This is a genomic window from Deinococcus radiophilus (genome assembly GCF_020889625.1).
Classification (GTDB): domain Bacteria; phylum Deinococcota; class Deinococci; order Deinococcales; family Deinococcaceae; genus Deinococcus; species Deinococcus radiophilus.
In genome coordinates this window covers 38,632-60,447 of sequence record NZ_CP086380.1, presented here as the reverse complement: position 1 = coordinate 60,447, position 21,816 = coordinate 38,632, and the positions used below count along the sequence as shown (strand labels likewise).

At 66.2% G+C, this 21,816-nt stretch carries 27 protein-coding genes; 16 read left to right on the top strand and 11 right to left on the bottom strand.

The features are described from left to right. The first annotated feature begins 15 nt into the window (after window positions 1-15). Entirely contained in the window at window positions 16-1,188 is a 1,173-nt protein-coding gene (locus tag LMT64_RS00300; RefSeq protein WP_229253245.1) for a PAS domain-containing sensor histidine kinase, read from the top strand. Window positions 1,189-1,199: 11 nt separating this feature from the next. Here LMT64_RS00300 and coaD read toward each other — a convergent pair whose 3' ends face one another. Both coaD and LMT64_RS00290 read right to left on the bottom strand, forming a co-directional pair. Then, window positions 1,200-1,712, bottom strand: a complete 513-nt coding sequence (gene coaD, locus LMT64_RS00295; protein ID WP_126351974.1) for a pantetheine-phosphate adenylyltransferase — start codon at window positions 1,710-1,712, stop codon at window positions 1,200-1,202. A 53-nt stretch (window positions 1,713-1,765) separates the two neighbouring features. Continuing rightward, window positions 1,766-2,341, bottom strand: a complete 576-nt coding sequence (locus LMT64_RS00290; protein ID WP_126351973.1) for an RsmD family RNA methyltransferase — start codon at window positions 2,339-2,341, stop codon at window positions 1,766-1,768. A 139-nt stretch (window positions 2,342-2,480) separates the two neighbouring features. On the opposite strand from LMT64_RS00290, the gene LMT64_RS00285 reads away from it, so the two are divergent. From LMT64_RS00285 to LMT64_RS00260, 6 genes are all read left to right on the top strand, one after another. Further along, window positions 2,481-4,019, top strand: coding sequence for a phytoene desaturase family protein (locus LMT64_RS00285; protein ID WP_126351972.1), 1,539 nt, complete (start codon window positions 2,481-2,483; stop codon window positions 4,017-4,019). Between the two features lie 64 nt (window positions 4,020-4,083). Further along, window positions 4,084-5,016, top strand: coding sequence for a carotenoid biosynthesis protein (locus LMT64_RS00280; protein WP_126351971.1), 933 nt, complete (start codon window positions 4,084-4,086; stop codon window positions 5,014-5,016). Continuing rightward, window positions 5,016-5,696: a lysophospholipid acyltransferase family protein gene (locus tag LMT64_RS00275; RefSeq protein WP_126351970.1), complete on the top strand. Its 681-nt coding sequence runs from the start codon at window positions 5,016-5,018 to the stop codon at window positions 5,694-5,696. The genes LMT64_RS00280 and LMT64_RS00275 overlap by 1 nt, the downstream gene beginning before the upstream one ends. Beyond that, on the top strand, window positions 5,693-6,769 hold the full coding sequence (locus LMT64_RS00270; protein WP_126351969.1) for a glycosyltransferase: 1,077 nt from the start codon (window positions 5,693-5,695) through the stop codon (window positions 6,767-6,769). Before LMT64_RS00275 ends, LMT64_RS00270 begins: the two co-directional genes overlap by 4 nt. A 1-nt stretch (window position 6,770) precedes the next feature. Continuing rightward, window positions 6,771-8,228, top strand: coding sequence for a phytoene desaturase family protein (locus tag LMT64_RS00265; protein WP_126351968.1), 1,458 nt, complete (start codon window positions 6,771-6,773; stop codon window positions 8,226-8,228). Between the two features lie 51 nt (window positions 8,229-8,279). Beyond that, window positions 8,280-8,702 (top strand): hypothetical protein, encoded by a 423-nt coding sequence (locus LMT64_RS00260; protein WP_126351967.1) that lies wholly within the window; start codon window positions 8,280-8,282, stop codon window positions 8,700-8,702. 293 nt (window positions 8,703-8,995) lie between these two features. On the opposite strand, the gene LMT64_RS00255 is transcribed toward LMT64_RS00260, so the two are convergent. The 3 genes from LMT64_RS00255 to LMT64_RS00245 all read right to left on the bottom strand — a co-directional run bounded on the left by LMT64_RS00255 (window position 8,996) and on the right by LMT64_RS00245 (window position 11,645). Next, entirely contained in the window at window positions 8,996-9,727 is a 732-nt protein-coding gene (locus tag LMT64_RS00255; protein ID WP_211334177.1) for an ABC transporter ATP-binding protein, read from the bottom strand. A gap of 30 nt (window positions 9,728-9,757) precedes the next feature. Beyond that, the gene (locus tag LMT64_RS00250) at window positions 9,758-10,822 is read right to left on the bottom strand and encodes an ABC transporter permease (RefSeq protein ID WP_126351966.1); all 1,065 of its coding nucleotides are present in this window, start codon (window positions 10,820-10,822) and stop codon (window positions 9,758-9,760) included. A 205-nt stretch (window positions 10,823-11,027) separates the two neighbouring features. Next, window positions 11,028-11,645 carry an HVO_A0114 family putative DNA-binding protein gene (locus LMT64_RS00245; RefSeq protein ID WP_126351965.1) on the bottom strand — a complete coding sequence of 206 codons (618 nt, stop codon included), beginning with the start codon at window positions 11,643-11,645 and terminating at the stop codon, window positions 11,028-11,030. Window positions 11,646-11,719: 74 nt separating this feature from the next. On the opposite strand from LMT64_RS00245, the gene LMT64_RS00240 reads away from it, so the two are divergent. After that, the gene (locus tag LMT64_RS00240; RefSeq protein WP_126351964.1) at window positions 11,720-12,958 is read left to right on the top strand and encodes an MFS transporter; all 1,239 of its coding nucleotides are present in this window, start codon (window positions 11,720-11,722) and stop codon (window positions 12,956-12,958) included. Here LMT64_RS00240 and LMT64_RS00235 read toward each other — a convergent pair. The 4 genes from LMT64_RS00235 to LMT64_RS00220 are packed head-to-tail and all read right to left on the bottom strand — an operon-like array spanning window position 12,934 to window position 14,999. Continuing rightward, window positions 12,934-13,458, bottom strand: a complete 525-nt coding sequence (locus LMT64_RS00235; protein WP_229253244.1) for a dihydrofolate reductase — start codon at window positions 13,456-13,458, stop codon at window positions 12,934-12,936. The genes LMT64_RS00240 and LMT64_RS00235 overlap by 25 nt on opposite strands. Then, window positions 13,445-13,876 (bottom strand): dCMP deaminase family protein, encoded by a 432-nt coding sequence (locus LMT64_RS00230; protein ID WP_126351963.1) that lies wholly within the window; start codon window positions 13,874-13,876, stop codon window positions 13,445-13,447. The genes LMT64_RS00235 and LMT64_RS00230 overlap by 14 nt, the downstream gene beginning before the upstream one ends. Then, a complete protein-coding gene (locus LMT64_RS00225; RefSeq protein WP_126351962.1) occupies window positions 13,873-14,667 on the bottom strand; it encodes a thymidylate synthase in 795 nt (264 codons plus the stop codon). The genes LMT64_RS00230 and LMT64_RS00225 overlap by 4 nt, the downstream gene beginning before the upstream one ends. Further along, window positions 14,664-14,999, bottom strand: coding sequence for a hypothetical protein (locus LMT64_RS00220; protein ID WP_229253243.1), 336 nt, complete (start codon window positions 14,997-14,999; stop codon window positions 14,664-14,666). The genes LMT64_RS00225 and LMT64_RS00220 overlap by 4 nt, the downstream gene beginning before the upstream one ends. Before the next feature lie 34 nt (window positions 15,000-15,033). On the opposite strand from LMT64_RS00220, the gene LMT64_RS14155 reads away from it, so the two are divergent. The 8 genes from LMT64_RS14155 (at window position 15,034) to LMT64_RS00185 (ending at window position 19,294) form a co-directional block, all read left to right on the top strand. Continuing rightward, window positions 15,034-15,162, top strand: a complete 129-nt coding sequence (locus LMT64_RS14155; protein WP_267869769.1) for a hypothetical protein — start codon at window positions 15,034-15,036, stop codon at window positions 15,160-15,162. Beyond that, window positions 15,163-15,615 carry a hypothetical protein gene (locus tag LMT64_RS00215; RefSeq protein ID WP_126351961.1) on the top strand — a complete coding sequence of 151 codons (453 nt, stop codon included), beginning with the start codon at window positions 15,163-15,165 and terminating at the stop codon, window positions 15,613-15,615. It abuts the gene before it with no gap. A gap of 20 nt (window positions 15,616-15,635) precedes the next feature. Continuing rightward, on the top strand, window positions 15,636-16,064 hold the full coding sequence (gene cdd, locus LMT64_RS00210) for a cytidine deaminase (RefSeq protein ID WP_126351960.1): 429 nt from the start codon (window positions 15,636-15,638) through the stop codon (window positions 16,062-16,064). An 84-nt stretch (window positions 16,065-16,148) separates the two neighbouring features. Continuing rightward, window positions 16,149-16,322 carry a hypothetical protein gene (locus tag LMT64_RS00205; protein ID WP_229253242.1) on the top strand — a complete coding sequence of 58 codons (174 nt, stop codon included), beginning with the start codon at window positions 16,149-16,151 and terminating at the stop codon, window positions 16,320-16,322. 44 nt (window positions 16,323-16,366) lie between these two features. Continuing rightward, window positions 16,367-17,290 (top strand): MBL fold metallo-hydrolase, encoded by a 924-nt coding sequence (locus LMT64_RS00200; RefSeq protein ID WP_126351959.1) that lies wholly within the window; start codon window positions 16,367-16,369, stop codon window positions 17,288-17,290. Beyond that, the gene (gene purD, locus LMT64_RS00195; RefSeq protein WP_126351958.1) at window positions 17,287-18,543 is read left to right on the top strand and encodes a phosphoribosylamine--glycine ligase; all 1,257 of its coding nucleotides are present in this window, start codon (window positions 17,287-17,289) and stop codon (window positions 18,541-18,543) included. Before LMT64_RS00200 ends, purD begins: the two co-directional genes overlap by 4 nt. Then, entirely contained in the window at window positions 18,540-18,779 is a 240-nt protein-coding gene (locus LMT64_RS00190; protein WP_126351957.1) for a DUF3248 domain-containing protein, read from the top strand. Before purD ends, LMT64_RS00190 begins: the two co-directional genes overlap by 4 nt. Further along, entirely contained in the window at window positions 18,776-19,294 is a 519-nt protein-coding gene (locus LMT64_RS00185) for a DUF3809 domain-containing protein (RefSeq protein ID WP_229253241.1), read from the top strand. Before LMT64_RS00190 ends, LMT64_RS00185 begins: the two co-directional genes overlap by 4 nt. A gap of 53 nt (window positions 19,295-19,347) precedes the next feature. Here the strand turns inward: LMT64_RS00185 and LMT64_RS00180 are convergent, their stop codons facing one another. Then, a complete protein-coding gene (locus LMT64_RS00180; RefSeq protein ID WP_126351956.1) occupies window positions 19,348-21,030 on the bottom strand; it encodes a GAF domain-containing sensor histidine kinase in 1,683 nt (560 codons plus the stop codon). Further along, the gene (locus LMT64_RS00175; RefSeq protein ID WP_126351955.1) at window positions 21,027-21,803 is read right to left on the bottom strand and encodes an RNA methyltransferase; all 777 of its coding nucleotides are present in this window, start codon (window positions 21,801-21,803) and stop codon (window positions 21,027-21,029) included. Before LMT64_RS00175 ends, LMT64_RS00180 begins: the two co-directional genes overlap by 4 nt. Between the last annotated feature and the right edge of the window lie 13 nt (window positions 21,804-21,816).

The following is a 21,816-nucleotide window of genomic DNA, read 5'->3' as shown; positions in this document are numbered from 1 at the left end:
CAGTATAGTGCATATGTGGACGCCCTTAATCAACCGCTACGATTTGCGGCGGCAGCCTTCGATGCGCTATCGGCCCATGTGGCCATCCTGGATAGCGCGGGGCGAATCATTTTGGAAAACCGGATGTGGCGCAGGTTCTCGTGCGACAACGGAGAGATTCAGACACTCGGCAGCAATTATCTGGCGGTCTGCGAAGCCACCACCGGCGACGACGCCATCACGGCGCGGGCCACGGCGCGCGGCATCCGGCAGGTGCTGAGCGGTGAGCGCGAATTGTACGAACTGGAATACCCCTGCCACTCGCCCAGTGAGGAGCGGTACTTCGCGGTGCGGGTCACTGCCTTTGACCAGGACGGTCAGCGTTACGCACTGGTGGCCCACGAGAACATCACTCGCCGCAAAAAAGCTGAGCTGGAAGTGCAGCTGCTGAACGAGGAGTTAGAGCAGCGCGTGCGTGACCGCACTGCCCAACTGAACCGCTCCAACCGCGAGCTGGCCCAAATGGCGCAGGTGGCCTCGCATGACCTGCAAGAACCGCTGCGGATCATCAGCAACTACTCGGATCTGCTGACCCACCGCTTCGGGGATCAGCTCAGCGAGAAAGGAAGCGGTTACATTCAGCACATTCAGCACCACACCGGGCGCGCCCGCAACTTGGTGCGTGCCCTGTTGGAACTGACCAGTATCGCCCCACCACAGCAGATGGGAGAGGTGAATCTGAAGGAGGTGTGGAACAATGCCTGGGACGACCTGCCGACTGAGATGCAGCAACAGACCGAGGTGAATGTCGGACCGCTCCCCACAGTCAGGGGGGATCCGCAGCAACTGCGCTCGGTGCTGTCACAGCTGCTGGACAACGCCGAGCAGTTCCGTGCTGAGCACCCCCTGCGCCTAGAACTGATCAGCAAGGAAGCTGAAGACGGCCACATGGTCCAGATCGGCCTACGGGACAACGGGATGGGCCTTCCCGAAGGCATCGGCGATCAGACCGACGAAGCCTTCGGACTGTTTCGGCGGCTGCACATCTCCGGCGTGGCCGGACACGGCACCGGACTGACCATCTGCGAGAAGATCGTGGGCTTTCACGGCGGCGACATCTGGCTGGAACCGAACGCCGACCAGGGCCTAACTGTCTGGATGACCCTGCCGCGCTGGACAGGCGAGCAACAGCTTTCTCAGCCAGCCTGAACTGAACCCCGTCAGTCGGGCGTAGTCCCAGCGGCCTGATGGTCCTGCTCGGCGAACTTGCTCCGCAGGGCCAAAGCGCTGGCGGGCGGCACCATGTTGTCCACTGGGCCACCATAGCTGGCCACTTCCTTGACCATGCTGGAGCTGACATAACTCCAGTGGGTGGCCGCCATGACAAATACCGTCTCTACCCCACCAATCTCGCGGTTCAGGTGGGCGATCTGGAGTTCATACTCGTAGTCGCTGACCGCCCGCAGACCGCGCACGATGATGCCGTGGCCCTGCTCCTGCATGTAATCCACCAGCAGCCCCTCGAACGAATCCACCGTGACGTTCGGCAGATGGGCTGTCGCTTCACGCAGGATCGCCAGCCGCTCCTGCAAGGTGAACAGATGCCGTCCAGATTTGCGGGCATTGTGCATCACCGTAACCGTGACTTGGCCGAACATCCGGCTGGCACGTTCCAGCACGTCCAGGTGGCCGTTGGTGATGGGGTCGAATGATCCGGGAAAGACGGCGTTCATGCAACGCTCAGAGTAGCAGGCACAGGAGGGCACTGTGGCACTCCCCAAGGGAACTAGGTTGCCGCCCTGTCCTCCGCTGCCCCGCTCTCGCTGCGCGTATACAAGCTCAGCGCGTTGCTGCCGTAATAGCGCGTATCCAGATCGAATCCAGGGACCTGGGGTGGCTTGACCCGGCGCTCGTGCTGCGCGATCAGGAGGCCACCAGGAGCCAGGGCCGTGGACTGAAGAATCTGTTCGATCAGAGCAGGAATGTCCTGCTCGTAGGGCGGATCGCTGAAGACGATGTCGGCCGGGGGCAGGCGTCCGATTTGGCCTGCCGCGTCGCCCTTGATGATCCTCACCTCGCGCCAGAGGTCCAGGTCACGGGCATTTTGCTCCAGGGCCTTGACGCTGCGGCCTTCTTTTTCGATCAATGTGACGCGGTAGCCCCGGCTGGCCGCCTCCAGCCCGATGGCCCCACTGCCGCCGTGCAGGTCCACAAACGTCACCGGCTGGGTGCCTCCCGGGGGGCGCCGACTGTGCAGCAGATCAAAGAGGCTCTTGCGAATACGCGCACCGCTGGGGCGGGCCGATTCGGGGACCTTGAGGGGGCGGCCCTTGGCGACACCACCGAGAATACGCAGGCTCATGTGGGGCAGCATACAGAATCACCTCTACCCACGGAACGACGAACGAAGGGCAGGCCCTCAGTTCACAGAGCACTGAGCTGAGGGCCAAAGGTGGGTCATGGGGCACGCCGCCCCGCCTGGCCTGCTATAGTGGTCAGAGATGCCCGACTACGACCTGATTGTGATGGGAGCTGGACACAATGCCCTGATCACGGCAGCCTATGCAGCCCGCGCCGGGCTGAAGGTTGGGGTGTTCGAGCGGCGGCACATGGTTGGCGGCGCGGTCAGCACTGAGGAGCTGGTGCCTGGCTACCGCTTCGACTACGGTGGCAGCGCCCACATCCTGATTCGGCTGACACCGGTTGTGCGGGAACTGGAGCTGAGCCGCTTCGGGCTGCACTACCTGGAGCTGGACCCGCTGTTTCACGCGTATGACGGCGAAGGCCAGCCCTGGTATGTCTGGCGCGACCCGGAACGCACCGCCGCCGAGCTGGACACACTGTTTCCCGGTCAGGGCGAGGCCTACCGCCGTTTCCTGCGCGACTGGACCCCCTTTGCTGAGGCTGTCTCAGACCTGTTCATGCAGTCACCCGGTCCACTGGAACTGGGACGCATGGGGATGAAAGCAACCGGCAAAGGCCAGAACGCCGCCCGCAACCTGGCGCGGATTCTGCGGCCTTACGGCGAAGTGGCCCGTGAATATTTCAGCGAGGAGCGGGTCAGTGCCCCGCTGAGCTGGATGGCGGCCCAGAGCGGTCCCCCACCTTCCGATCCGCTCAGCGCACCCTTTTTGCTATGGCATCCGCTGTACCACAAGGGCGGCGTGGCACGGCCCAAGGGCGGCAGCGGCGGCCTCACAAAGGCACTGGCGCGGGCCATAGAGGCGTACGGCGGCGAGGTGCATGTGAACGCCCCGGTGCAGGACATCCTGGTCGAAGGTGGCCGGGCGGCAGGTGTGCGCCTGGAGAGCGGCGAGGTATATACGGCGCGGGCCGTAGCCTCAGGGGCGCATATCAACTGGACGGCGAAGGCCCTGCCCGCCGAATATGTGCCCCAAGCAGCGCGGGACGTGCGGGTGGGCAACGGCTTTGGGCTGATTCTGCGCCTGGCACTGGACGGTCAGGTGCAGTACCGGCACGGTCAGGATGAGGGTCGCACGGGCCTGGGGCTGCTGATCAAGGATGAGCGGCAACTGATGAAGGGCTACGGTGAATACTTGGCGGGCGAGCCGACCCGCGACCCACCCATCATTGCCATGAGTTTCAGCGCGGTAGACGACTCGCTGGCCCCGCCCGGCAGCGACGTGCTGTGGCTGTGGGCGCAGTACTACCCCTACGAACTGGCGCAGGGCAACTGGACTGAGCGCACTGCTGAGGCCCGCGACTCTGTGCTGAACGCCTTCGAGCACTATGCCCCCGGCACGCGGGAGAGAATCGTGGGTGAACTGGTTCAGACCCCCGAGTGGCTGGCCCAGCACCTGCATCTGCCACGCGGCAACGTGATGCACCTGGAAATGACGATGGACCAGATGTTTTCCTTACGGCCCTGGCTAGGTGCGGGCATGTACCGCTGGCCGGGCCTGAAGAACATGTACCTGACCGGTGCCAGCACCCACCCCGGCGGCGGCATCATGGGCGCGTCGGGGCGTAACGCAGCACGGGTCATTGTGGCTGAACTGACGCGGCGAGGGTGGAGATGAGGTTCGGGGCTCCCTTTAGGCTGACGGCTCGGCTCTGGACCTTCCGCCGCTGCGGAGTTGCCGGATGACTCCCCTCCTCCAGCGTTCCCTGCTGGCCTTCGCGGCCCTGGGCCTGGCCTTTGCCGGGGTGCTGCTGGTCTTGGGACTGGGGCAACCGCTGGGCTGGGGACTGGTGGCGCTGGGGCTCCCACTGGCTGGGGCACTGGCACTGGCCGGGGACCACCTCGGCGCAGGCTTTGGCCCCACCTTGCGCCGCCGCGCTACTGCACTGAGCCGGCAGACACAGCCCTGGCTGTGGTTGCTGGCCTTGTATCTGCTGCTCAAGGTTCCGGTGCCCCTGTGGCCGGACGGATTCATGGTTCTGGCGACCCTGAGCACGGCAGCTTTGTTCGCTTCAGCGCTGCTGTGGGCCGCCGAGCGGGTGGGCTGGGCGCGGGCACTCGGCGCGGCGGCACTGTGCTTCGGTGGGGGCTTTGCCGCCGAATACCTGGGCAGCCGCACTGGGATTCCATTTGGTGACTACACCTATGCGGGCGCACCAGGGCCGACCCTGCTGGGGGTGCCGTTGCTGGTCCCGCTGGGTTGGTTCGCGCTGACGCTCGCGGCGCTGCGGCTGGGCGGTGGCCGCCCACTTCTGGCTGCACTGCTGTTGGTTGCCTGGGACGTGGGGTTGGAACCGCTGATGACGGCTCAGGGCTTCTGGACCTGGCACGACTCCAAGCCGCTCTGGGCCGGTGCCCCGCTGCAGAACTTTCTGGGCTGGTGGGCGGTGGGCGGCGCGTTGGCCTGGGCGGTGACCCGCCTCACGCCGGAGCTGCTGCGCCGGGAGCGTGGCCCTGACCTGTCCTGGGCTTACCTCACCGAACTGTTTATGCTGCCGGGCGGCCTGCTGTTGCTGGGGCAGCCGGTGGCAGCAGGGGTCACACTCGTGGCAATGGGGACAGCGGCACTCCTGGCCCGCGCCCTTGCCCCCTCTCCCGCTAGAGTGGCCGCCTGATGCCCTCAGCTTTTCCCCGACAGGACGACTTTCCCTGGGTGGCCCCGCTGCTGCGCGCCACCATCCAGCGTGACCTGCGACGCAGCTTGAGCGGGTGCTGGGTCTATGGTGCCTTGCCCGAAGGGGGCGCGGTGCTGGCGGCCAACCACACCACCTGGTGGGATGGCTACTTGCTGCTGCATCTCGGCTGGGAATACGGCCACGCGGCCCGCATCATGATGAATGCCCCGGAGCTGGGCCGCTTTCCCTTTTTGCAGCGCATTGGCTGTACGCCGCCGCAGCGTAGGCGTGAGCTGGCCCGCGCCGCGCAGGGAGGCGAGTGGGTGATGATTTTCCCTGAAGGAGCGCTCCAACCCGCTGGCCCGCTGGCCGCCATTCAGCCCGGCGCTGCCTGGCTGGCGCGCACGGCGGGCGTGCCGCTCATCCCTGTGGCCCTCCGGGTCGTCTCACGGGCGGGGCGCACCCCCGGCGCCTATCTGCGCTTCGGGCCGCCCTGTGCACCACAGGACCTGGCCAGGGCGCTGCAAATCGAGCTGGATGCCCTAGACCGCGATCTGGCGGCAACATCTCCCCACCTGCCGCCAGCGGGATACTTGGCCCTGTGGTATGGGCAGCGGGCCGAGCAGCGCCAGACCCCGGCCTCACGTCTGCTGACCAGGTTGACAGGAGACCAGGTATGAGCCTGCGCCAAGCCGCCACTGCTGCTGCCTGGGGTCTTCTGGCCTACAAACTGGGCACGCTGCTGGTGAATGCCGTGACCTTTCCACGTCTCAGCCACACCCAGCCGCACGCAACTCTGCCGGACGTTTCAGTGCTGATCCCGGCCCGCGACGAGGCCCGTAACCTGCCGCAGACCCTGCCCGGCTATCTGGCGCAGGGCGCAGGCGAGGTGCTGTTGCTGGACGACCACAGTACGGACGAAACCGCGGCGCTGGCCCAGGCGGCAGGTGTTACCGTGCTGCAAGGACAGTCTTTGCCGTCCGGCTGGCATGGCAAACCTTGGGCCTGTCAGCAACTGGCAGAAGCGGCGCGGGGGGATCTGCTGGTCTTTACCGACGCCGACGTGACGTGGGAGCCTGGCGCGCTGGCCGGGGCACTGGACTATTTCCGGGAGTCGGGCGCCGACCTGATGACCGTCTGGCCGCAGCAGGACAACCGCACGCTGGGCGAGCGGCTGCTGACTCCCCTAGTGGACGACGTGCTGCTGACGCTGCTGCCCTGGCCGGTGCTGAACATTCCGCACCGCAGTGCCAGCGCTGCCAATGGTCAGGTGATGATCTTCCGCCGCGCTGCCTACGACGGGCTGGGAGGGCACGCCGCTGTGCGGGCCGAGCTGCTGGAAGACGTGATGCTGGCCCGCGCCCTCAAGGAAGCTGGAGGCCACGTCACACTGATGCTGGGCGGCAAACATGTCCGGGTGCGGATGTACCGCTCTTACGCCGAATCGGCGCAGGGCTTTAGCAGGAACCTGCTCAGCTTTCACGGGGGTCAGCGGGCGCTGCTCCCCCTGACCTGGGCGCTGCATTTCGCGGCGTATACCTGGCCTTATCTGAGCGGTCACCGCGCCCTGATCGCCGTCGGGTTGCTGGAAGGGCTGACCGTCCGTATCCTGACCCGCCGCACCCGGCCTGCCGACCTGCTGGAAGTGTTGCTTACACCCATGCTCCCCTTTACCAGCCTGCCCGTCTATGCCCAGGCCGCGCGGCGGACGGTGATCTGGAAGGGCCGCAGCTATCAGCAGGGGGAGAACTAGGATGACGCACCGAGCAGCGGGCCGAGGGCCGAGGGCCAAGGCCACCCGTTCGCCCTCATCTGTCATTATCATCGGGGCGGGTTTTGCGGGGCTGGCCGCGGCGCTGAGACTGGCTCAGGCAGGTGTCCGCGTCACCGTGCTGGACGCACTGGACTGCCCCGGCGGCAAAGCGGCACTGGGCTACCGCGACTTTTCGAGCGGGCCAACCGTCGTCACCATGCCGCAAGTGTTCCGGTCGCTGTATAGGCGGCTGAACTGGGAAGCGCCACAACTCTCACCGGCCAGGCCCACCACGCGCTACCACGCACTGAATGGCCGCACTTTTGCCCCCGAGGCGCTGAGCGTAGCAGGCAGCCTGGAGCCGACGCTGGCACAGCTCACGCGGGCCGAAGGACGGCGCTACGCCGAGTTGCTGCACCTCTCGCGGCAGCTGTACCGGGACGCGGCAGATACTTTCATCTTTGCGCCGCCGCCCACCTTGCCCCGGCTGGGGCGCTACGCCCTCGCGGCGGGCCGCACCGCCCAGCCGGGACGCCCGCTGGCCTCGCTGGTACAGAGTGGCCCGTTCATGACCCCCTTCTGGCTGCGCTTCGCCACCTATCTGGGGGCCGATCCTTACCGCGCTCCAGCCGTACTGCACAACATTCCCTGGGTCGAGCTGGGCGGGGGTGTATGGCACTTGGGGGCGCAGAGGGCAGGAAGCCAGCAAAAGGCGGGCGGACTGCTGGGCCTGGCCCACCGTATGAGCGCCGAAGCCGAGCGGCTGGGCGTGCAGTTTCGGTACGGCACGCGGGTCACAGCCTTGCGGACCGAAGGCGGGCGGGTGGCCTCGGCGCAGACGGACGCAGGTGAAGTCCAGGCCGACGCTTTTGTGAGTGCGGTGGACATCAGCCGCACCCGGCAACTGCTGGGAGGAGGCGCACCCCGGCGGCCCCAGGGCGTGAGCGGCTTTGCGGTACAGTTGCGCCTCACTGCTGATCTAGGACAGGGACACCACATCTTCTGGCCGACGGACTACCGGGGCGAGTGGCAGGACATCCGGGCAGGTCGGCTGCCGCTGGACCCCACGCTGTACCTGCACCTGGATGGGGGGCAGGGCTTTTTGCTGGTGAATGCCCCGGCGACTCCTGCCCGCGAGACGGACCGCCGCGAGTACGCCGCGTATCTGCTGCGGCGCTTGCAGGACCGCTTTGGGTTGCCGATGACGGAGGCACTGGCCCTCTCCCCCGCCGACTACACCCGCACCGCCGCAACCGGTGCGCTGTACGGCGCGGCCCCGCACGGCCTGCTGGGTAGCCTGCGCCCCGGCTGGCGCGTGGCAGGGCTGGGCAACCTGCGGCAGGTGGGCGGTACGGTGCATCCCGGTGGCGGCGTGCCCCTCTCGCTGCTTGGTGGCTGGAACGGGGCGGGAGAACTGCTGGGCCTGCCGTATGACGCGCTGGGCGGGCCGGAGTTATAGCACCCGAACGGGCATCAGTCACTATTCAGACGGGGGCAGTAGGATGGGAGCATGACCATTCCCGCCATGGATGTGCCCCGCCCACTGCCGCACTTCTCATGGGGCCGGGTAATGGTGGGTACGCTGCTCCCCCTGGCCTTGATGGCCGCCTACTTACAGCTGCTCATCTGGTTTAATGCTCCAGCAAACAGCTTCAGCCTGGACGCTTTTTCCACTTTTCTTCCGATATTCACTATGCTGCTGGGAGTGCCGCTGCTGGCCCTTAGTGCCTGGACCGAAGTCATCCAATCGGAGCTGAGTGACCGGGCGTTTTGGGGAGCCGGAATTGCCATAGGTGCGCTGGCTGGATATGTGCTGAGTGACATGGCTGCCCTCCCAGCAATGATTCATGTCCTGCCGGGCGGTCTGATCGGTGTACTGGTAGCCCTGACCCTGCGCCGGATGTGGCGGCGGGCTGGGGCCATAGCGTGCTGAAACGAACCGCCATACTGGAACTGCTGGGAATGGCTCTCGCCTCGGCTCTGCTGAGCTTCCTGGGCTGGGCAGGCCTCGACAGCTGTACAGAACTTCTTCAAAATGCTGGGGCTGACCTTTGCCGTGTGCCTGCTGCTCTATAGCCTGAGCCGCCAGCTGCTCTGCCCAGACTACGCGCTCACGGTGCTCCTGTACGCGGCGCTGGGGACAGCTGGGGCTACGCTGCTACTCTCGCCGGGGGCTGTTGATGCTTGTGCCCTATACCTGCTGACGCCGCGCTCATCCAGAAGTTTTCAGCCTTCCAGCACGCGCCCGTCTTCCAGGCGCACCACGCGGGTACACAGGTCCAGCACGCGCTCGTCGTGGGTGACCATCACAGCGGCCTTGCCGCGTGCCTGCACCTCGCGGGCCAACAGGGCGACCACCTCGCGCCCCCGCACCCCGTCCAGACTGGCGGTGGGTTCGTCGGCCAGGATCAGGCCGGGGTCGTTCATCAGCGCACGGGCGATGGCCACGCGCTGTTTCTGGCCGCCCGACAGCTGCGCCGGGTAGTGCCCTGCCCGGTCACTCAGGCCCAGGTGGCCCAGCAGGTCGTCTGCCAGCGCCCGGGCTGCCGCGCCGCCGCGCCCGGCCAGCTGCGGCACCAGGGTCAGTTGCTCGCGGACCTTCAGATAAGGAATCAGGTTGCTGGACTGCAGCACAAAGCCGATCTGCTGCAGCCGGAAATCGGCCAGCTGGCGCTCACTCAGCGCGGCCAGGTCCTGCCCGGCGATGGCAATGCGGCCAGCGGTGGGCCGCTGCAAGGCTCCGGCCAGGGTGAGCAGGGTGCTTTTGCCGCTGCCACTGGGGCCGACCACCGCCACCAGTTCGCCGGGGTATACGGCAAAGTCGGTGGGATGCAGCGCCGTGACCTGGGTGTCGCTGCCATCGCCAAAGACGCGGCTGACGCCCTGCATGGCGAGGGTGGGCGTGGCGGCGGGAACATACGGGGCAGCGGGGGCGGAAATTTGGGAAAAAGTGGTCATCGGTTGGTTCCTTTCGGGTGGATTGAGAGGTTAGCTGCCCTGCCCCAGCGCCTGCAGGGGGTCGGCCTGGGCGATGGTCCGCAGCGAAAGCAAGCTGCCCAGCAGTGACACGGCCAGCAGCAGCGCGGCGCTCTGGGCCACAGCAGGCCACGACAGCGCGAACGGCAGCCCAGCGGGCAGCAACAAGGTGGCCCCGTACATGGCAGCGGTGGCGACGGCCAGGGCAGTCACGGTCAGCAAGGCGACCTGGGCGATCAGGCTGCCTGCCAGCGTCCGCATTCCGGCCCCGATGGCTTTGAGCAGGCCAAACTGCGCGGTCTTTTGCAGGGTCATCACATAGAAAAACACCGCCATCACCAGCGCCGACACCGCCACCAAGAACACCTGAATCATCAGCAGGCTACCCTGTTCTTCCTTGTAGCCGGGCAGCGATTGCAGCGCCTCAGGGCGGGTCTGGGTACTCAGCCCGTCGGGCAGGCTGCCCACAGGGTCCGCCTCCAGCGCCAGGCCGCTTACGGTGTCACGGGCGCGGGAGTTCAGGCGCTGCCACTCGTCCAGGGTCACGAACAAGATGGGCTGGTGGTTCAGCCGGGCTCCTTCGGTAAAGCCCACCACCGTCAGTTCTTCGCCGCCGGGCCGCAGGATCAGGGTATCGCCCAGCGCCACGCCGTCTTCTTTGAGGGTCGCGTCTACCACGGCTCCATCACCGCTGAGCGCCCGACCTTCGGCCACCTGAGGAGCCAGAAACGAATCCGGGTCCAGACCCAGCATCACGGCGCCCAGCTGGGTGCTGTCTGCCGAGTTGACGCCGAAGCTGGCGAAACTCTGGGCAAAGGGCGTGGCTCCAGGGTTGGCGTCTTGCACAGCGCTCACGTCATCCGGGCTGATAAAGGAGCGGGTGAAGTTACCGTCGGCGTCGGTGGTGGTCACGAAGGTGGCGGCGGGATTGCCGAGCATCCAAGCGGCGCTGTCCTGGCTAAGGCCACGGGTCAGGCCCAGCAGCATAAACACCATAAAGGCGAGCAGCGCAGCAATACCGCCCAGCAGGGCCGAGCGCAGCAGGTTAAATCTCAGTTCGCGGAGGGCGAGAAACATACGGAGCTCCTTGGGGAATGTGGGACGAATGTTATGACTTACCGTTCGGTCAGTATCGACCTACCGTACGGTAAGTAGCGCGGCGAGTCAAGGGGCGCTGTCCCTTTTGCCCGGCAACCGGCGCGGCGTGGCGGCCTGCCGACCCTGCACTCTGCTCATGGACCCGTGGAGAAGCTGCTGCCCCCTGCCTCTCCTTGCCCGCTGCCTACTCCAGTTGCCCTCGCACCAGCGTGATGCTCAGGGTGTAGTCTTCGCCCGCCGCGTCATCGTCCTCAAATTCCGTCAGCAGGTCCCACAGCCGCCGCTTCAGCTCCAGCGCCCGCGCCGGGGTCAGCCGGGCCGTGCCGATAGAACTGACGAACGGTTCTCCTTCCAGAATGTGCCGCATGGGCGGACCGCCCCGGCTGCCCAGGTGCAGCGTATCCGGGCGTAACCAGTAGCCCCACTCCGGCTGCTTTTCCAGCATGAACTGGCTGCTCAGCCGCACCATCCCTGCCGTGCGCGGCAGAATCTGGGCGGCCAGAAAGTCTTCGAGCGTCGCGGCCTGGGTCACCTCGAAGGGAATAAACCAGGGCGCGGGCATGCGGTAGCGCCGCACCGCCCGTCCTGCACGCGGCTCCACCGACGCCACCTGAACGATCTGCGCCGCTTCCAACTTGCCGACCTCGTAATGAATACGGCGCAGCGATGTGCCCAGTTCACGGGCCAGCTCGGCCACGCTGATTCCAGCGGGCGGAGCAGCCATCAGGGCGCTCAGCAGGGAACGCCGCCGGGGGTCCAGCAGCAGCGCGGCTTGGGCGGCGGTGGCGGTCTGGGTAGGCATAGGCCCAGTCTGGCGCAGAGGCTACTTCAGAAGCAGGCTGGCGGGTGAAGTAGTCTCTTACCCAGACTGCCGCCATGACTGCTCCATCCCTTGCCCGGCTTCGCCACAACCGCGCCTTCAAAGTCTGGCTGCTCAGCACCGCTCAGAGCCAGCTTGGCACGGCCCTGAGCAGTGTGGCGCTGGGCTTTCTGGTGCTGGAACAGACTGGCAGTGCAGGCAGTCTGACCCTGACCCTGGCGCTGAGCCTGCTGCCCAACCTGCTGCTGCCGCTGGCCGGGGTCTGGACCGACCGCCTCGGTCCCAAGGGGCTGCTGGTGGCCGCCGACGCCCTGCGCGGCGGGGTGCAACTGGCGCTGGCTGCAGCCGCGCTGCTGGGCCTGCTCACGCCAGAGCTGATCTACGCGGCGGCGCTGCTGAACGGTCTGCTGGGGGCCATGTCCGGGCCAGCAGCGAGCAGTGCCGTGCCCCTGCTGGTGGAGGCAGACGACCTGCCCCGCGCCAATGGGTTGCTGGCATCCTTCGGTCAGGGCGCGTGGTTGGCCGGCTACGCGGCGGGGGGCGTGCTGGTCACACTGTTGGGCCCAGCCTGGGCGCTAGGGCTAGACGGTCTGACTTATCTGGTGGCGGCCCTGGCGGTGGGGGGACTGGTGCAGTTTCGGCACGCCGCGCAGGCGCAGGGGTCGGAAACAGCTTTAGGGTTCTGGGCCGAGCTGCGCGGCGGGGTCTCTGCGCTGCGAAAATCCCGCACCCTGACGCTGATTCCGGGACTGGCCCTGGTCGCCAACGCCGCTTTGGGTCCAGTGCTGGCCCTCACCCCTGCGGTGATGGACAACTTGGGCCGGGGCGCAGCCGGTTACAGCCTCTTTCTGATGCTGGAAACCGGCGGAGCGCTGCTGGCCGGGACCATCTTCGCCCGCTGGGGCGGGGCGCTGCCGCCACACGCTACGGTCACCGCCGGCCTGCTGCTGGGGGGTCTGAGCCTGGCCATGATGGCCGGGCTGGGCACTTTCCCGGCGCTGCTGGCGGGGTCCGCCCTGTTCGGCCTGAGCGTGGGCCTGGTCAACACCCCACTCGTCACGCTGATCGGCTCACAGGTGGCCGCTTCACACCTGGGGCGGGCCTTCGCGCTGCTCAGCATGACTGGCAGCCTGGGCATGCCGCTGGTGCTGCTGGCGATCACGCCCCAGGCCGACCAGGTTCCGGCGTCCACGTTCTACGGCCTGGCCGGGGCTGGGCTGCTGTTGGCAGCCGCCGGGTGGTGGGCCGCCACCCGCACCGAGGCTGCCGCTTATCCCCGGCGCACCAGCGTCTGAAAGGTCAGGTCATAGGCATTGCGCTCGTCGGCGGGGCGCTCACGGGTGCCCACCACGTCCCACTGACCCGGGAGTTCGGGGAAAAAGGTGTCGCCGTCCAACCGGGCGTGAATCAGCGTCAGCTCGACGCGGGTCAGGTCGTCCAAGTACAGGCGGTAAATCTCCTCGCCACCTAAAATGGCGGTCTCGTGGCCGCCGTCCAGGCCTTCACGGGCCAGCGCCAGCGCCTCAGCGGGCGAGTGGGCCACCTGCGCGCCGGGAACCTCAAAGTCCGGCTGGCGGGTCAGCACGATATTGAGGCGGTCCGGCAGCGCCCGCCCGCCGATGGAGTCCCAGACTTTGCGTCCCATGATGTTCGGCTTGCCCAGGCTACAGCGCCTAAAGTGCGCCAGGTCGGCGGGCAAGTGCCAGGGCATCCCGCCGTCCTTACCGATTACACGGTTCTCGGTCATGGCGACGATGGCGACCAAGTCCGGCTGGGCGGTGTTATTCGTGGACACGTTTCACCTCGATTCCGGCAGCCTGCAGGATACCTGCGCCGCTGGGCAGGCCCGCTTCGGCGCGGGCGTCTTCGCGGTAGTCGGCGTCAAACAGCACCCGCACGATCCGCCGCGAGTTGACGATCAAGCGGGCACAGGTGCTGCACGGCTCATGGGTGACATAAAGGGTGTGGCCTTCGCCGTTCCAGTTGGCAGCCAGCAGCGCGTTGACCTCGGCGTGAATAAAGCCCGACGCACCCTGAGACAGACTCTCACGCTCGTTCGGTTCGCCCGCGGCCCGCCCGTTGTAGCCCACGCCCACCACCCGGTGATGGTGATCCAGGATGCAGGCCCCCACCTTCACTTTGGGGTCCGCCGAGCGGGTGGCCCATAGGCGGGCGGTGGCAATGCCCAGTTCATCGAAGGTCGGCCTGCTCATACCGACACCTCCGCTTTGATTGCTGGATGAGGGTCGTAGCCTTCCAGCCGGAAGTCGTCAAAGGTAAACGCGAACATGTCTTTCACGTCCGGGTTCAGGTGCATGGTGGGCAGGGGCCGAGGTTCGCGGGCCAGCTGCTTGGCGACCTGCTCAAAGTGGTTGTGGTAGATGTGGCAGTCGCCCCCGGTCCAGACGAACTCGCCCGGCTCCAGCTCACAGACCTGGGCGACCATCAGGGTCAGCAGAGCGTAGGAGGCGATGTTGAACGGCACGCCGAGGAAACTGTCCGCGCTGCGCTGGTACAGCTGGCAGCTCAGCCGCCCGCCGGCCACGTAAAACTGAAACAGCAGGTGACAGGGCGGCAGCGCCATTTCATCCAATTGCGCCACGTTCCAGGCACTGACGATGTGGCGGCGTGAATGGGGATCGGCTTTGATCTGCTTGATGACTTGCGAAATCTGGTCAATCTGCCCGCCGCCGTAATCGGGCCAGCTACGCCATTGCACGCCGTACACCGGCCCCAGGTCGCCGCCTTCGCGCTGCCACTCATCCCAGATGGTCACGCCGTGTTCGTGCAGGTAGGCGGTATTTCCTTCGCCGCGCAGGAACCACAGCAATTCGTAGATGATGGACTTGAGGTGGGTGCGCTTGGTGGTGACCAGCGGAAAGCCCTGCGCCAGATCAAAGCGCATCTGATACCCGAACACACTGCGCGTCCCGGTGCCGGTGCGGTCCAGCTTGTCGGTCCCGGTGTCCATGATGTGCTGGAGGTAGTCGAGGTAGGTTTTCACGCGGCCCTCTCCCCGCCGCGCAGGGCAGCCCAGTCCTCGTAGGCGAGCGCTGGCAGCAGCGCCAGACTGCCCAGCACCAGGGTGGCCAGCGCGCCCGGTATCCGCAGGGCCGTGCGGCCCATGACGAGCAGGTACAGCGCCCCCAGGGTACTCAGCGCCCCGATGTCAGCGAACATGCCCCGTGCGAAAGGACTACGCTGCAGGGTTTCCCAGGTGCCCAGCTCGCCTGGGCGTCCCTGCCCCAGCACCAGGGTCAGCACCACCATCAGCAGCAGCGCCAGATACAGTCCAATCCGCTGCTGGCTGGGGCGGCGGTAGAGGTCAAGATTCATGGGCTTAGGATGGCAGAAAACCGTAGCATGAACCATGCGCTCCCTTGCTGCTCTGCTGCTGTTTACGTCTTCGGCCCTGGCGGGTGGGGGACAGCCACCGCCAACGGCGCTTACACCTCGGCTCCCGGCCCTGCAGGCGCTGCAAAGCGTGACCGGCCTCTAGGTGGCTGAAGCCCCGCCACAAACGCAAGATTGGGAGCGGCTCAGCGCCTATTATCTCTCCCGCAACTACACCTACGCAGCAGACGTGCAGGTGGGTGGCCGCAGGGAACGCGTGTATCTCACGCCCCTCGCCCCGGACGGCGGTGGCCCCATTGATGCTGTGCGGGCCACGGTAGACCCCCCCACCGCCAGTGCCGCCCAGCGTGAGGCCATGATCCGCGCTGCGACGGGCTCTTTCAATGTCTGCTGGCCCGCCGAAGCTCAGGCCCTCAATGGGCCTTTCTGGGAGGGATTGGTCAAGCAGCCCTGGGAACAGCAATTGGGCTGGCAAGAGGAATCGGTCGGTGTGCTGAAGGTGGGCTGGAGCGGTGAAGACGGCTTGGAACTGGGTGACCACGAAGTCGCAGGCCTGACAATAGACTGGCCAGCGGGCGGCGGACAGTGCGTGTTTTGAACCGACGCTACACTAGACTCATGACCAACGCCAACGCTCTGAACGCCACGCCCGACCCGCAGCTGCTGGAACAGGCCAAAGCCGCCTTCAAGCAGGCCTACGCGCCCTATTCCAAGTTTCATGTGGGCGCAGCGCTACGCACGGGGGGCGGCCAGGTCTACTTCGGGGCCAACGTCGAAAACGCCTCTTACGGCCTGACCCGCTGCGCCGAGCAGAGCGCCGTGCAGACCATGGCCTCACGCGGCGAACGCACCTTTACCGACCTGGTGGTCTACTCCGAGGCCGAGCCGCCCGCCAGCCCGTGTGGGGCCTGCCGCCAGATTCTGTTCGAGTTTGCCCCGGACGCCCGCGTGGTGTGCGTGAACCATAAAGGCGACATCATCAGCGGGTATGTGCGCGACTTTTTGCCTCACGGTTTCCGCTTGGAAAACGCCGAGAGCGCGGGCTGAACTGCGGGAGTAAATAGGAGGCATAAAGAGACTGCCCACCCGCAGGCGCTCCTCTCCTCTTGCCCGAACCTTTAGACTGTCGTCATGTTGCTGTGGATCCTGGTTGCCTTTATCGTCTTCAGCGCGTCGGGCATCCTGGCGCTGACCTTCGGACCACTTAAGGCCACGCCGCAGGTAGGGATTTTTCGCTTGCTGGCCGGCGTACAGTTTCTGGCCGCGCTGGCGCTGGCCGGAGCAAGAGTCATGGGCTACGCCTGAGCAGCTCTCCTGACCCCCAGCCTGCCCCTAAGGAGGACCACCCCATGCAAAATTTCGAACCACAGCTCATCGACCTGCACTTCCAAGGTACGCCGGGTGTTGTGGCGGTGTACGTCTGGGACACCGGAGACGGCCTGGCCCTGGTAGATACCGGCCCCGGCAGCACGCTGGAAGCCCTGAAAGCTGGGCTGGACCTCTTGGGCGCGGGCTGGGGCGACGTACGCCATATCCTGCTCACGCACATTCACTTTGATCACGCCGGGGCCGCCGGGCAAATTCTGGACTATTCGCCGCGTGCCCGCGTCTATGTGCATGAGCGCGGTGCACGCCACCTGGTCAGCCCAGAGCGGCTGTACGCCAGCGCCGCACAAATCTACGGCGATCAGATGGAAGCACTTTGGGGTGAGATGCGCCCGATGGACGCAGACCGCGTGACCGCCCTGGCCGGCGGCGAAACCCTGCGGCTGGGCGGGGCCGAGGTGCGCGCCCTCTACACCCCTGGACATGCCGTTCACCACTTGGCCTACGTCGTGGGCGACGAACTCTACACCGGAGATGTGGGGGGCATCCGCCTGGTGCCACAGCAGCAGACCCGCCCGCCCACACCACCGCCGGACATTGATCTGGCCGCCTGGCAGCAGAGTGCCGCCGAATTGGGCGCCCTGGACGTGCGGCGGCTGCACCTGGCCCATTTCGGTACCTATGCCCAGGGGACAGACCACTGGGACCCACTGCTGGAAAACCTGGAACGCGAAGCCAAGTGGATGCGGGAACGGCTGCCACAGGTGGCTGATCCCGCCGAGCTGTATGAACCGTTTACCGAGTGGGTGCTGGAGCAGGTGGAAGCAGGCGCACCGGGCCTGGGCGCGGCCTACCGCTTTGCGTCGCCGCCCGCAATGAACGTGATGGGCCTGGCCCACTACTGGCAAAAGCAGTGGAAGAAACAGAAAGAGCAGGGAGACGAATGAAAGTTCTGGTGATCGGAAACGGCGCGCGTGAGCACGCTATCGCTGAGGCCTGCGCCCGACAGGGGCATACGGTGCTGTGTACCCCTGGCAATCCTGGCATAGCAGAGGTGGCCGAAGTGCTGCAATCGCCGCAGGACAACGCCGCACTGGTAGCGCTGGCGCAGGAACGTGGTGCAGAACTGGTGATCGTCGGCCCTGAAACGTATCTGGCACAGGGCTTAGCCGATGAACTAAGGGCCGCTGGGATTCCCACGTTCGGCCCCAACCGCGAAACCGCTCAGATCGAAACCGACAAGGCCTGGAGCAAGGCGTTCATGGACCGCCACGGTGTGCCGACAGCGGCGCATCAGGCTTTCGAAACGCTGGACGGTGCCCTAAGCTATCTGGACGCTCAGCAGCTGCCGGTGGTCGTCAAGGACGCAGGCCTGCGCGCCGGGAAAGGTGTCACCATTGCCCACACCCGCACAGCAGCCGAGCAAGCCCTGACTGAGATTTTTGGGCAGCCGGGAGCCGCAGTGGTGATCGAGGAATTCATGACTGGGCAGGAGGTTTCTATCCTGGCGATCACCGACGGCGAACGCTTTGCCCTGACCCCACCGAGCCAGGACCACAAAACCATTGGGGATGGGGACACCGGCCCAATGACCGGAGGGATGGGGGTGATCTGTCCTTTTCCGGTGTCGGAAACGGACCTGGACACCATCCGCCGCGAGATCGTGGAACGGACCCTGGCGGGCCTGCGGGAAGAGGGATGTGAGTTCTGCGGCGTGCTCTACGCCGGGCTGATGTTGACCCCGGACGGTCCTAAGGTCGTGGAGTTCAACGCCCGCTTTGGCGACCCGGAGGCGGAAGCGGTGCTGCCGCTCTTGGTCAGCGACCTGGCCGCGCACGCCCTGGCCGCCGCCCAGGGCCGCCTGAACCCGGAGGATGTGAAGTGGCGAGACGCAGCCAGTGCCGTCGTAATCCTGGCCGCTCCTGGCTACCCTGGCACGCCACAAAAAGGTATTCCGCTGACCCTGCCCCAGACTGGCACAGGCGAGTACCTCTTTCATGCTGGGACTGCCGAAGGCGAGACGGGCAAGCTGGTCAGCAGCGGGGGCCGCGTGCTGGCCGTCACCGCCACCGCAGGCACGCTGCCGGACGCCCTGACCCGCGCCTATGCCCTGAGTGGCCAGGTTGGCTTTGCCGGTGCCCAGCGGCGCGGAGACATCGGCTTGCGGATAGGCCTACGCCCAGGGCCAGAACCCGCATGACCGATCAGGCGGACCCACCAGCCCCAGCACTGACCCCAGAACAGTTGGACAGCTTGGGGCAGCATCTGGTCTGGCGCATCGGGCGCGATGACGTGACCGACGAGATCGTGGTGCGGGTGGGATATGCATCGGCCACCGGACAGTTCGCTTCGCGCAGTCGCCTGCGGAGCGTGTCCGACCCGGAACTGCAAGAAGCCCTCCAAAGTGGTCAACTGCGGCTGGAGTGGGTGGAATGAGCGGCCTGGCCACGGGCAACGGCCTGCTGAACTTCGGCGCCCAGCAGGCCTTCACGCTGCACCACCCCGGCGATACGGCAGCGGCTTTGGCCTGGGCCCGCGCTGCCGATCAGTCGCTGGCCCAGGTGGACTTTTTGACTGATGTACGGCTTTCTGAGGAAAACGACCTGAGCGGTGAACTGAACGTCCCGGTTCCGCTGCTGGGCGAGGCTACATTGCCCTTCATCAGCCGCCTGAGCAACGCGCCACTCGGGGCCACCCTGGACCCTCATCCCCTCCCCGAACGGCGCGGCTGGGTGGAGGTTCGCGGCGTGGCCGAGGTGCAGGAGGGCGGCACGGACGGAACCTCAGTGCGGCTCAGCTTTGATTTTCAGGCGTTCTTGCAACTTCCAGGCAGCCAGAACGTGGGCGGGGCGGCCTTCGAGAAGATGGTCCGCGCCACCGCCCAGCGCACCATTGAGCGGGTCTTGGCACAGCTGCCGGGGCAGTTGCAGGCCAGCATGCAGCCAGAGTAATAAGAGATTCCAGTCAGCAAAACGCACAGCTGCCCAAGGTGGCACGGCAACTCTTAGCCCTGCTCACTTTGCGGCAAGCGGGCTTCGACCAGCGTGCCGTGTCCAGGTTCGCTGATTACGGCGTACTCACCGCCCCGGCTCTGCATCCGCTCGGCCATCTGGGTCAGGCCCAGGCCACCTGCGCTGCTGACCCGCCCGCTCACCTGCCGGGGGTCAAAGCCCTGGCCGTCGTCCTGCACACGGAGTTGCACCCACTGCAGCCCACCGCTCAGAGCCACGCTGACGCTGCCGGCCTGGGCGTGCTTGGCAACATTGTTCAGGCTCTCTTGCAGAATCCGGAAAAGGATGGCCTCATCTCCCTTGGAGAGGGACACATCACCGCTGACATCCAGAGTGGTCCTCAGTTTGTTCTGCTCACCGAAGTCGTGGACGTACATCCGTAGGGTATCCAGCAGGCCGTACTTTTCGAGGTTGATGGGCCGCAGCGCGAAGATGGAGCGCCGCACCTCCTGAATCTGCTCACGCAGCAGCGCCCCGGCCTCACGGACCTCCTGTTCGGCCCTGACCGGGTCTTTCTCGATCTGGCGGGCCACCACGTCCAGCTTGATGGCGCAAAAAGCCAGCGACTGTGCCACCCCGTCGTGAATCTCACGGGCGATGCGGGTGCGCTCGTCACTGATCGCTAGCTCCTCGGAGTACAGATAGGCGCGGGCATTGCGGACGCCCAACGCCGCCTGCGAAGCCATCAGCGCCAGCAGCGGCATATTGGCCTCAGCAAAAGCTCCAGCGGCAGCATGTCCCAGGATCAGCACGCCCACCAATCCCGCCTCGTCACGCATGGGAAAGCCGATGGCACTGTCGCCCCACTCAAAGGCTTCAGCCTCGTCAGGAGTGGCCCGCAGCGGCTCGGCGGCCTGGGCCACCCGCTGCGCGAAAGCTGGCACGGCAACGTAGACGTGCTGATCGCCGCCCTGCACCTGTTCGGGTCGCAAGATGCCGTCTTGGTCCATCAGGTACACCGCCCAGAAGTCGGCCCCAGCCCGCTCGGCCATCGTGCCGGTCACGCGGGTCAGCAGGCGGCGCATGTTGCGCTCGGCGCGGATCGAGTCGTCCACCGAGTGCAGGGTCATCAGATCCTGGGTGCGCTGCCAGGCGGCCTGCACGGCGGTTCCAATCTCAGCGGCCAGGCTGTGGGCCAGGGCCGTGTCTTCAGGCGTGGGTGGATGGGCGAACCGCAGCGCCAACGTGCCGCCGCTGGGGATGGAAGCAGTGAGGGGATGTGTGGCCTGCTGTGCCGGATCATGGTAGGCCGCACCGAGGCCGCTGTTCAGACGCACGGTGGCCTCGGCAGCCCCACTCACCTGCCGGGCTCCCCGCGCCGCCACATCCACCACCGCGCTCAAGTCGCCCGCCTCGGTCAGGCCACGCATCAGCGCCTGCATGTGCTGCAGTTGTCCGTGTGAGCGCTGAAGCTGCTCGTACAGGCCACGCAGTTCGGCCTCAGCGCGCAGGCGGGCGCGGGTACCTTCCGCAATCCAGTCCAGCGCGAAAAAGGTCACGGTTGGCCCTGCAAACCCGTAAAACAGCAGGTGGGCCCAGAATTCCAGTTGCAGGTTGCGGAGCTGTGCGATGACCAGTTCGACCACCAGGACCACCACCACGATCAGTGGCGGCAGCAGCCGCTTGAGCAGTTGCTCACGCTGCGTCAGCGGACCGACCAGCGCGCCGATCCTCACGCGCTTTCTCCTTCCCGGTCCTGCTGCGCCTCCGGCTGGCCCTGACCCACTTTCCACTGCACCTGACGCAGCAGACCCCGGAACAGGCGGCTCTCGGCGCTGGACATCTGGGCCCGGTCCAGCATCAGCCGCCACAGCCGCAGGGTGTGCCGCGCCCGCATGGCGTCGGTGTAACCGGTCAGGTGCATCACGTCTACCAGATGGCTATACAGCCCTTCCATCTCGTCGCGGGTGGCTGATTTGCGCTCGTAGGCCTGGGCGTCCGCCCCACCTTGCAGAAACTCGTACGTCACCAGCAGCACCGCCTGGGCCAAGTTCAGGCTGGCGTAATTGGCGGTGGGAATCCGCACGGTGGCCTGGCACTGCTCCAGGTCAGAGTTCAGCAGGCCGGTTTCTTCGGGGCCAAAGACCAGCGCCGGGGCCGCCGCCGCCCGCACGCGGGGCCGCAACACGGCGGGAATCTGGGGCCCCGGCATATCCGCCCGCTCCCGCGCCGAGGTGCCGATGCTCAGGTCGCGGTCGGCCAGGGCTGCGGCCAGGGTGTCAAAGACTGGAGCGTTCACCAGCAGTTCTTCGGCGTGGACGGCAAAAGCCCGCGCTTCTTTGACCGTATGGTCACAGCGCGGGGCCACCAGCCGCAGGTCCGACGCGCCCATGTTCAACATGGCCCGCGCCGCCGAGCCGATGTTGCCGGGCGTCTTGGGCGACACCAGCACGACGGCGAGATTGGAGGCGCGGGACAGGTCGGACTGCTCGGATACGGGACGGGTCACGGCATGGATCTTA

Coding starts and splice junctions, on each gene's coding strand:
- coaD (WP_126351974.1), bottom strand. CDS start 1,712: ATGAACGCCGTCTTTCCCGGATCATTCGACCCCATCACCAACGGCCAC.
- LMT64_RS00290 (WP_126351973.1), bottom strand. CDS start 2,341: ATGAGCCTGCGTATTCTCGGTGGTGTCGCCAAGGGCCGCCCCCTCAAG.
- LMT64_RS00285 (WP_126351972.1), top strand. CDS start 2,481: ATGCCCGACTACGACCTGATTGTGATGGGAGCTGGACACAATGCCCTG.
- LMT64_RS00280 (WP_126351971.1), top strand. CDS start 4,084: ATGACTCCCCTCCTCCAGCGTTCCCTGCTGGCCTTCGCGGCCCTGGGC.
- LMT64_RS00275 (WP_126351970.1), top strand. CDS start 5,016: ATGCCCTCAGCTTTTCCCCGACAGGACGACTTTCCCTGGGTGGCCCCG.
- LMT64_RS00270 (WP_126351969.1), top strand. CDS start 5,693: ATGAGCCTGCGCCAAGCCGCCACTGCTGCTGCCTGGGGTCTTCTGGCC.
- LMT64_RS00265 (WP_126351968.1), top strand. CDS start 6,771: ATGACGCACCGAGCAGCGGGCCGAGGGCCGAGGGCCAAGGCCACCCGT.
- LMT64_RS00260 (WP_126351967.1), top strand. CDS start 8,280: ATGACCATTCCCGCCATGGATGTGCCCCGCCCACTGCCGCACTTCTCA.
- LMT64_RS00255 (WP_211334177.1), bottom strand. CDS start 9,727: ATGACCACTTTTTCCCAAATTTCCGCCCCCGCTGCCCCGTATGTTCCC.
- LMT64_RS00250 (WP_126351966.1), bottom strand. CDS start 10,822: ATGTTTCTCGCCCTCCGCGAACTGAGATTTAACCTGCTGCGCTCGGCC.
- LMT64_RS00245 (WP_126351965.1), bottom strand. CDS start 11,645: ATGCCTACCCAGACCGCCACCGCCGCCCAAGCCGCGCTGCTGCTGGAC.
- LMT64_RS00240 (WP_126351964.1), top strand. CDS start 11,720: ATGACTGCTCCATCCCTTGCCCGGCTTCGCCACAACCGCGCCTTCAAA.
- LMT64_RS00230 (WP_126351963.1), bottom strand. CDS start 13,876: ATGAGCAGGCCGACCTTCGATGAACTGGGCATTGCCACCGCCCGCCTA.
- LMT64_RS00220 (WP_229253243.1), bottom strand. CDS start 14,999: ATGAATCTTGACCTCTACCGCCGCCCCAGCCAGCAGCGGATTGGACTG.
- LMT64_RS14155 (WP_267869769.1), top strand. CDS start 15,034: ATGCGCTCCCTTGCTGCTCTGCTGCTGTTTACGTCTTCGGCCCTGGCG.
- cdd (WP_126351960.1), top strand. CDS start 15,636: ATGACCAACGCCAACGCTCTGAACGCCACGCCCGACCCGCAGCTGCTG.
- LMT64_RS00205 (WP_229253242.1), top strand. CDS start 16,149: ATGTTGCTGTGGATCCTGGTTGCCTTTATCGTCTTCAGCGCGTCGGGC.
- LMT64_RS00200 (WP_126351959.1), top strand. CDS start 16,367: ATGCAAAATTTCGAACCACAGCTCATCGACCTGCACTTCCAAGGTACG.
- purD (WP_126351958.1), top strand. CDS start 17,287: ATGAAAGTTCTGGTGATCGGAAACGGCGCGCGTGAGCACGCTATCGCT.
- LMT64_RS00190 (WP_126351957.1), top strand. CDS start 18,540: ATGACCGATCAGGCGGACCCACCAGCCCCAGCACTGACCCCAGAACAG.
- LMT64_RS00185 (WP_229253241.1), top strand. CDS start 18,776: ATGAGCGGCCTGGCCACGGGCAACGGCCTGCTGAACTTCGGCGCCCAG.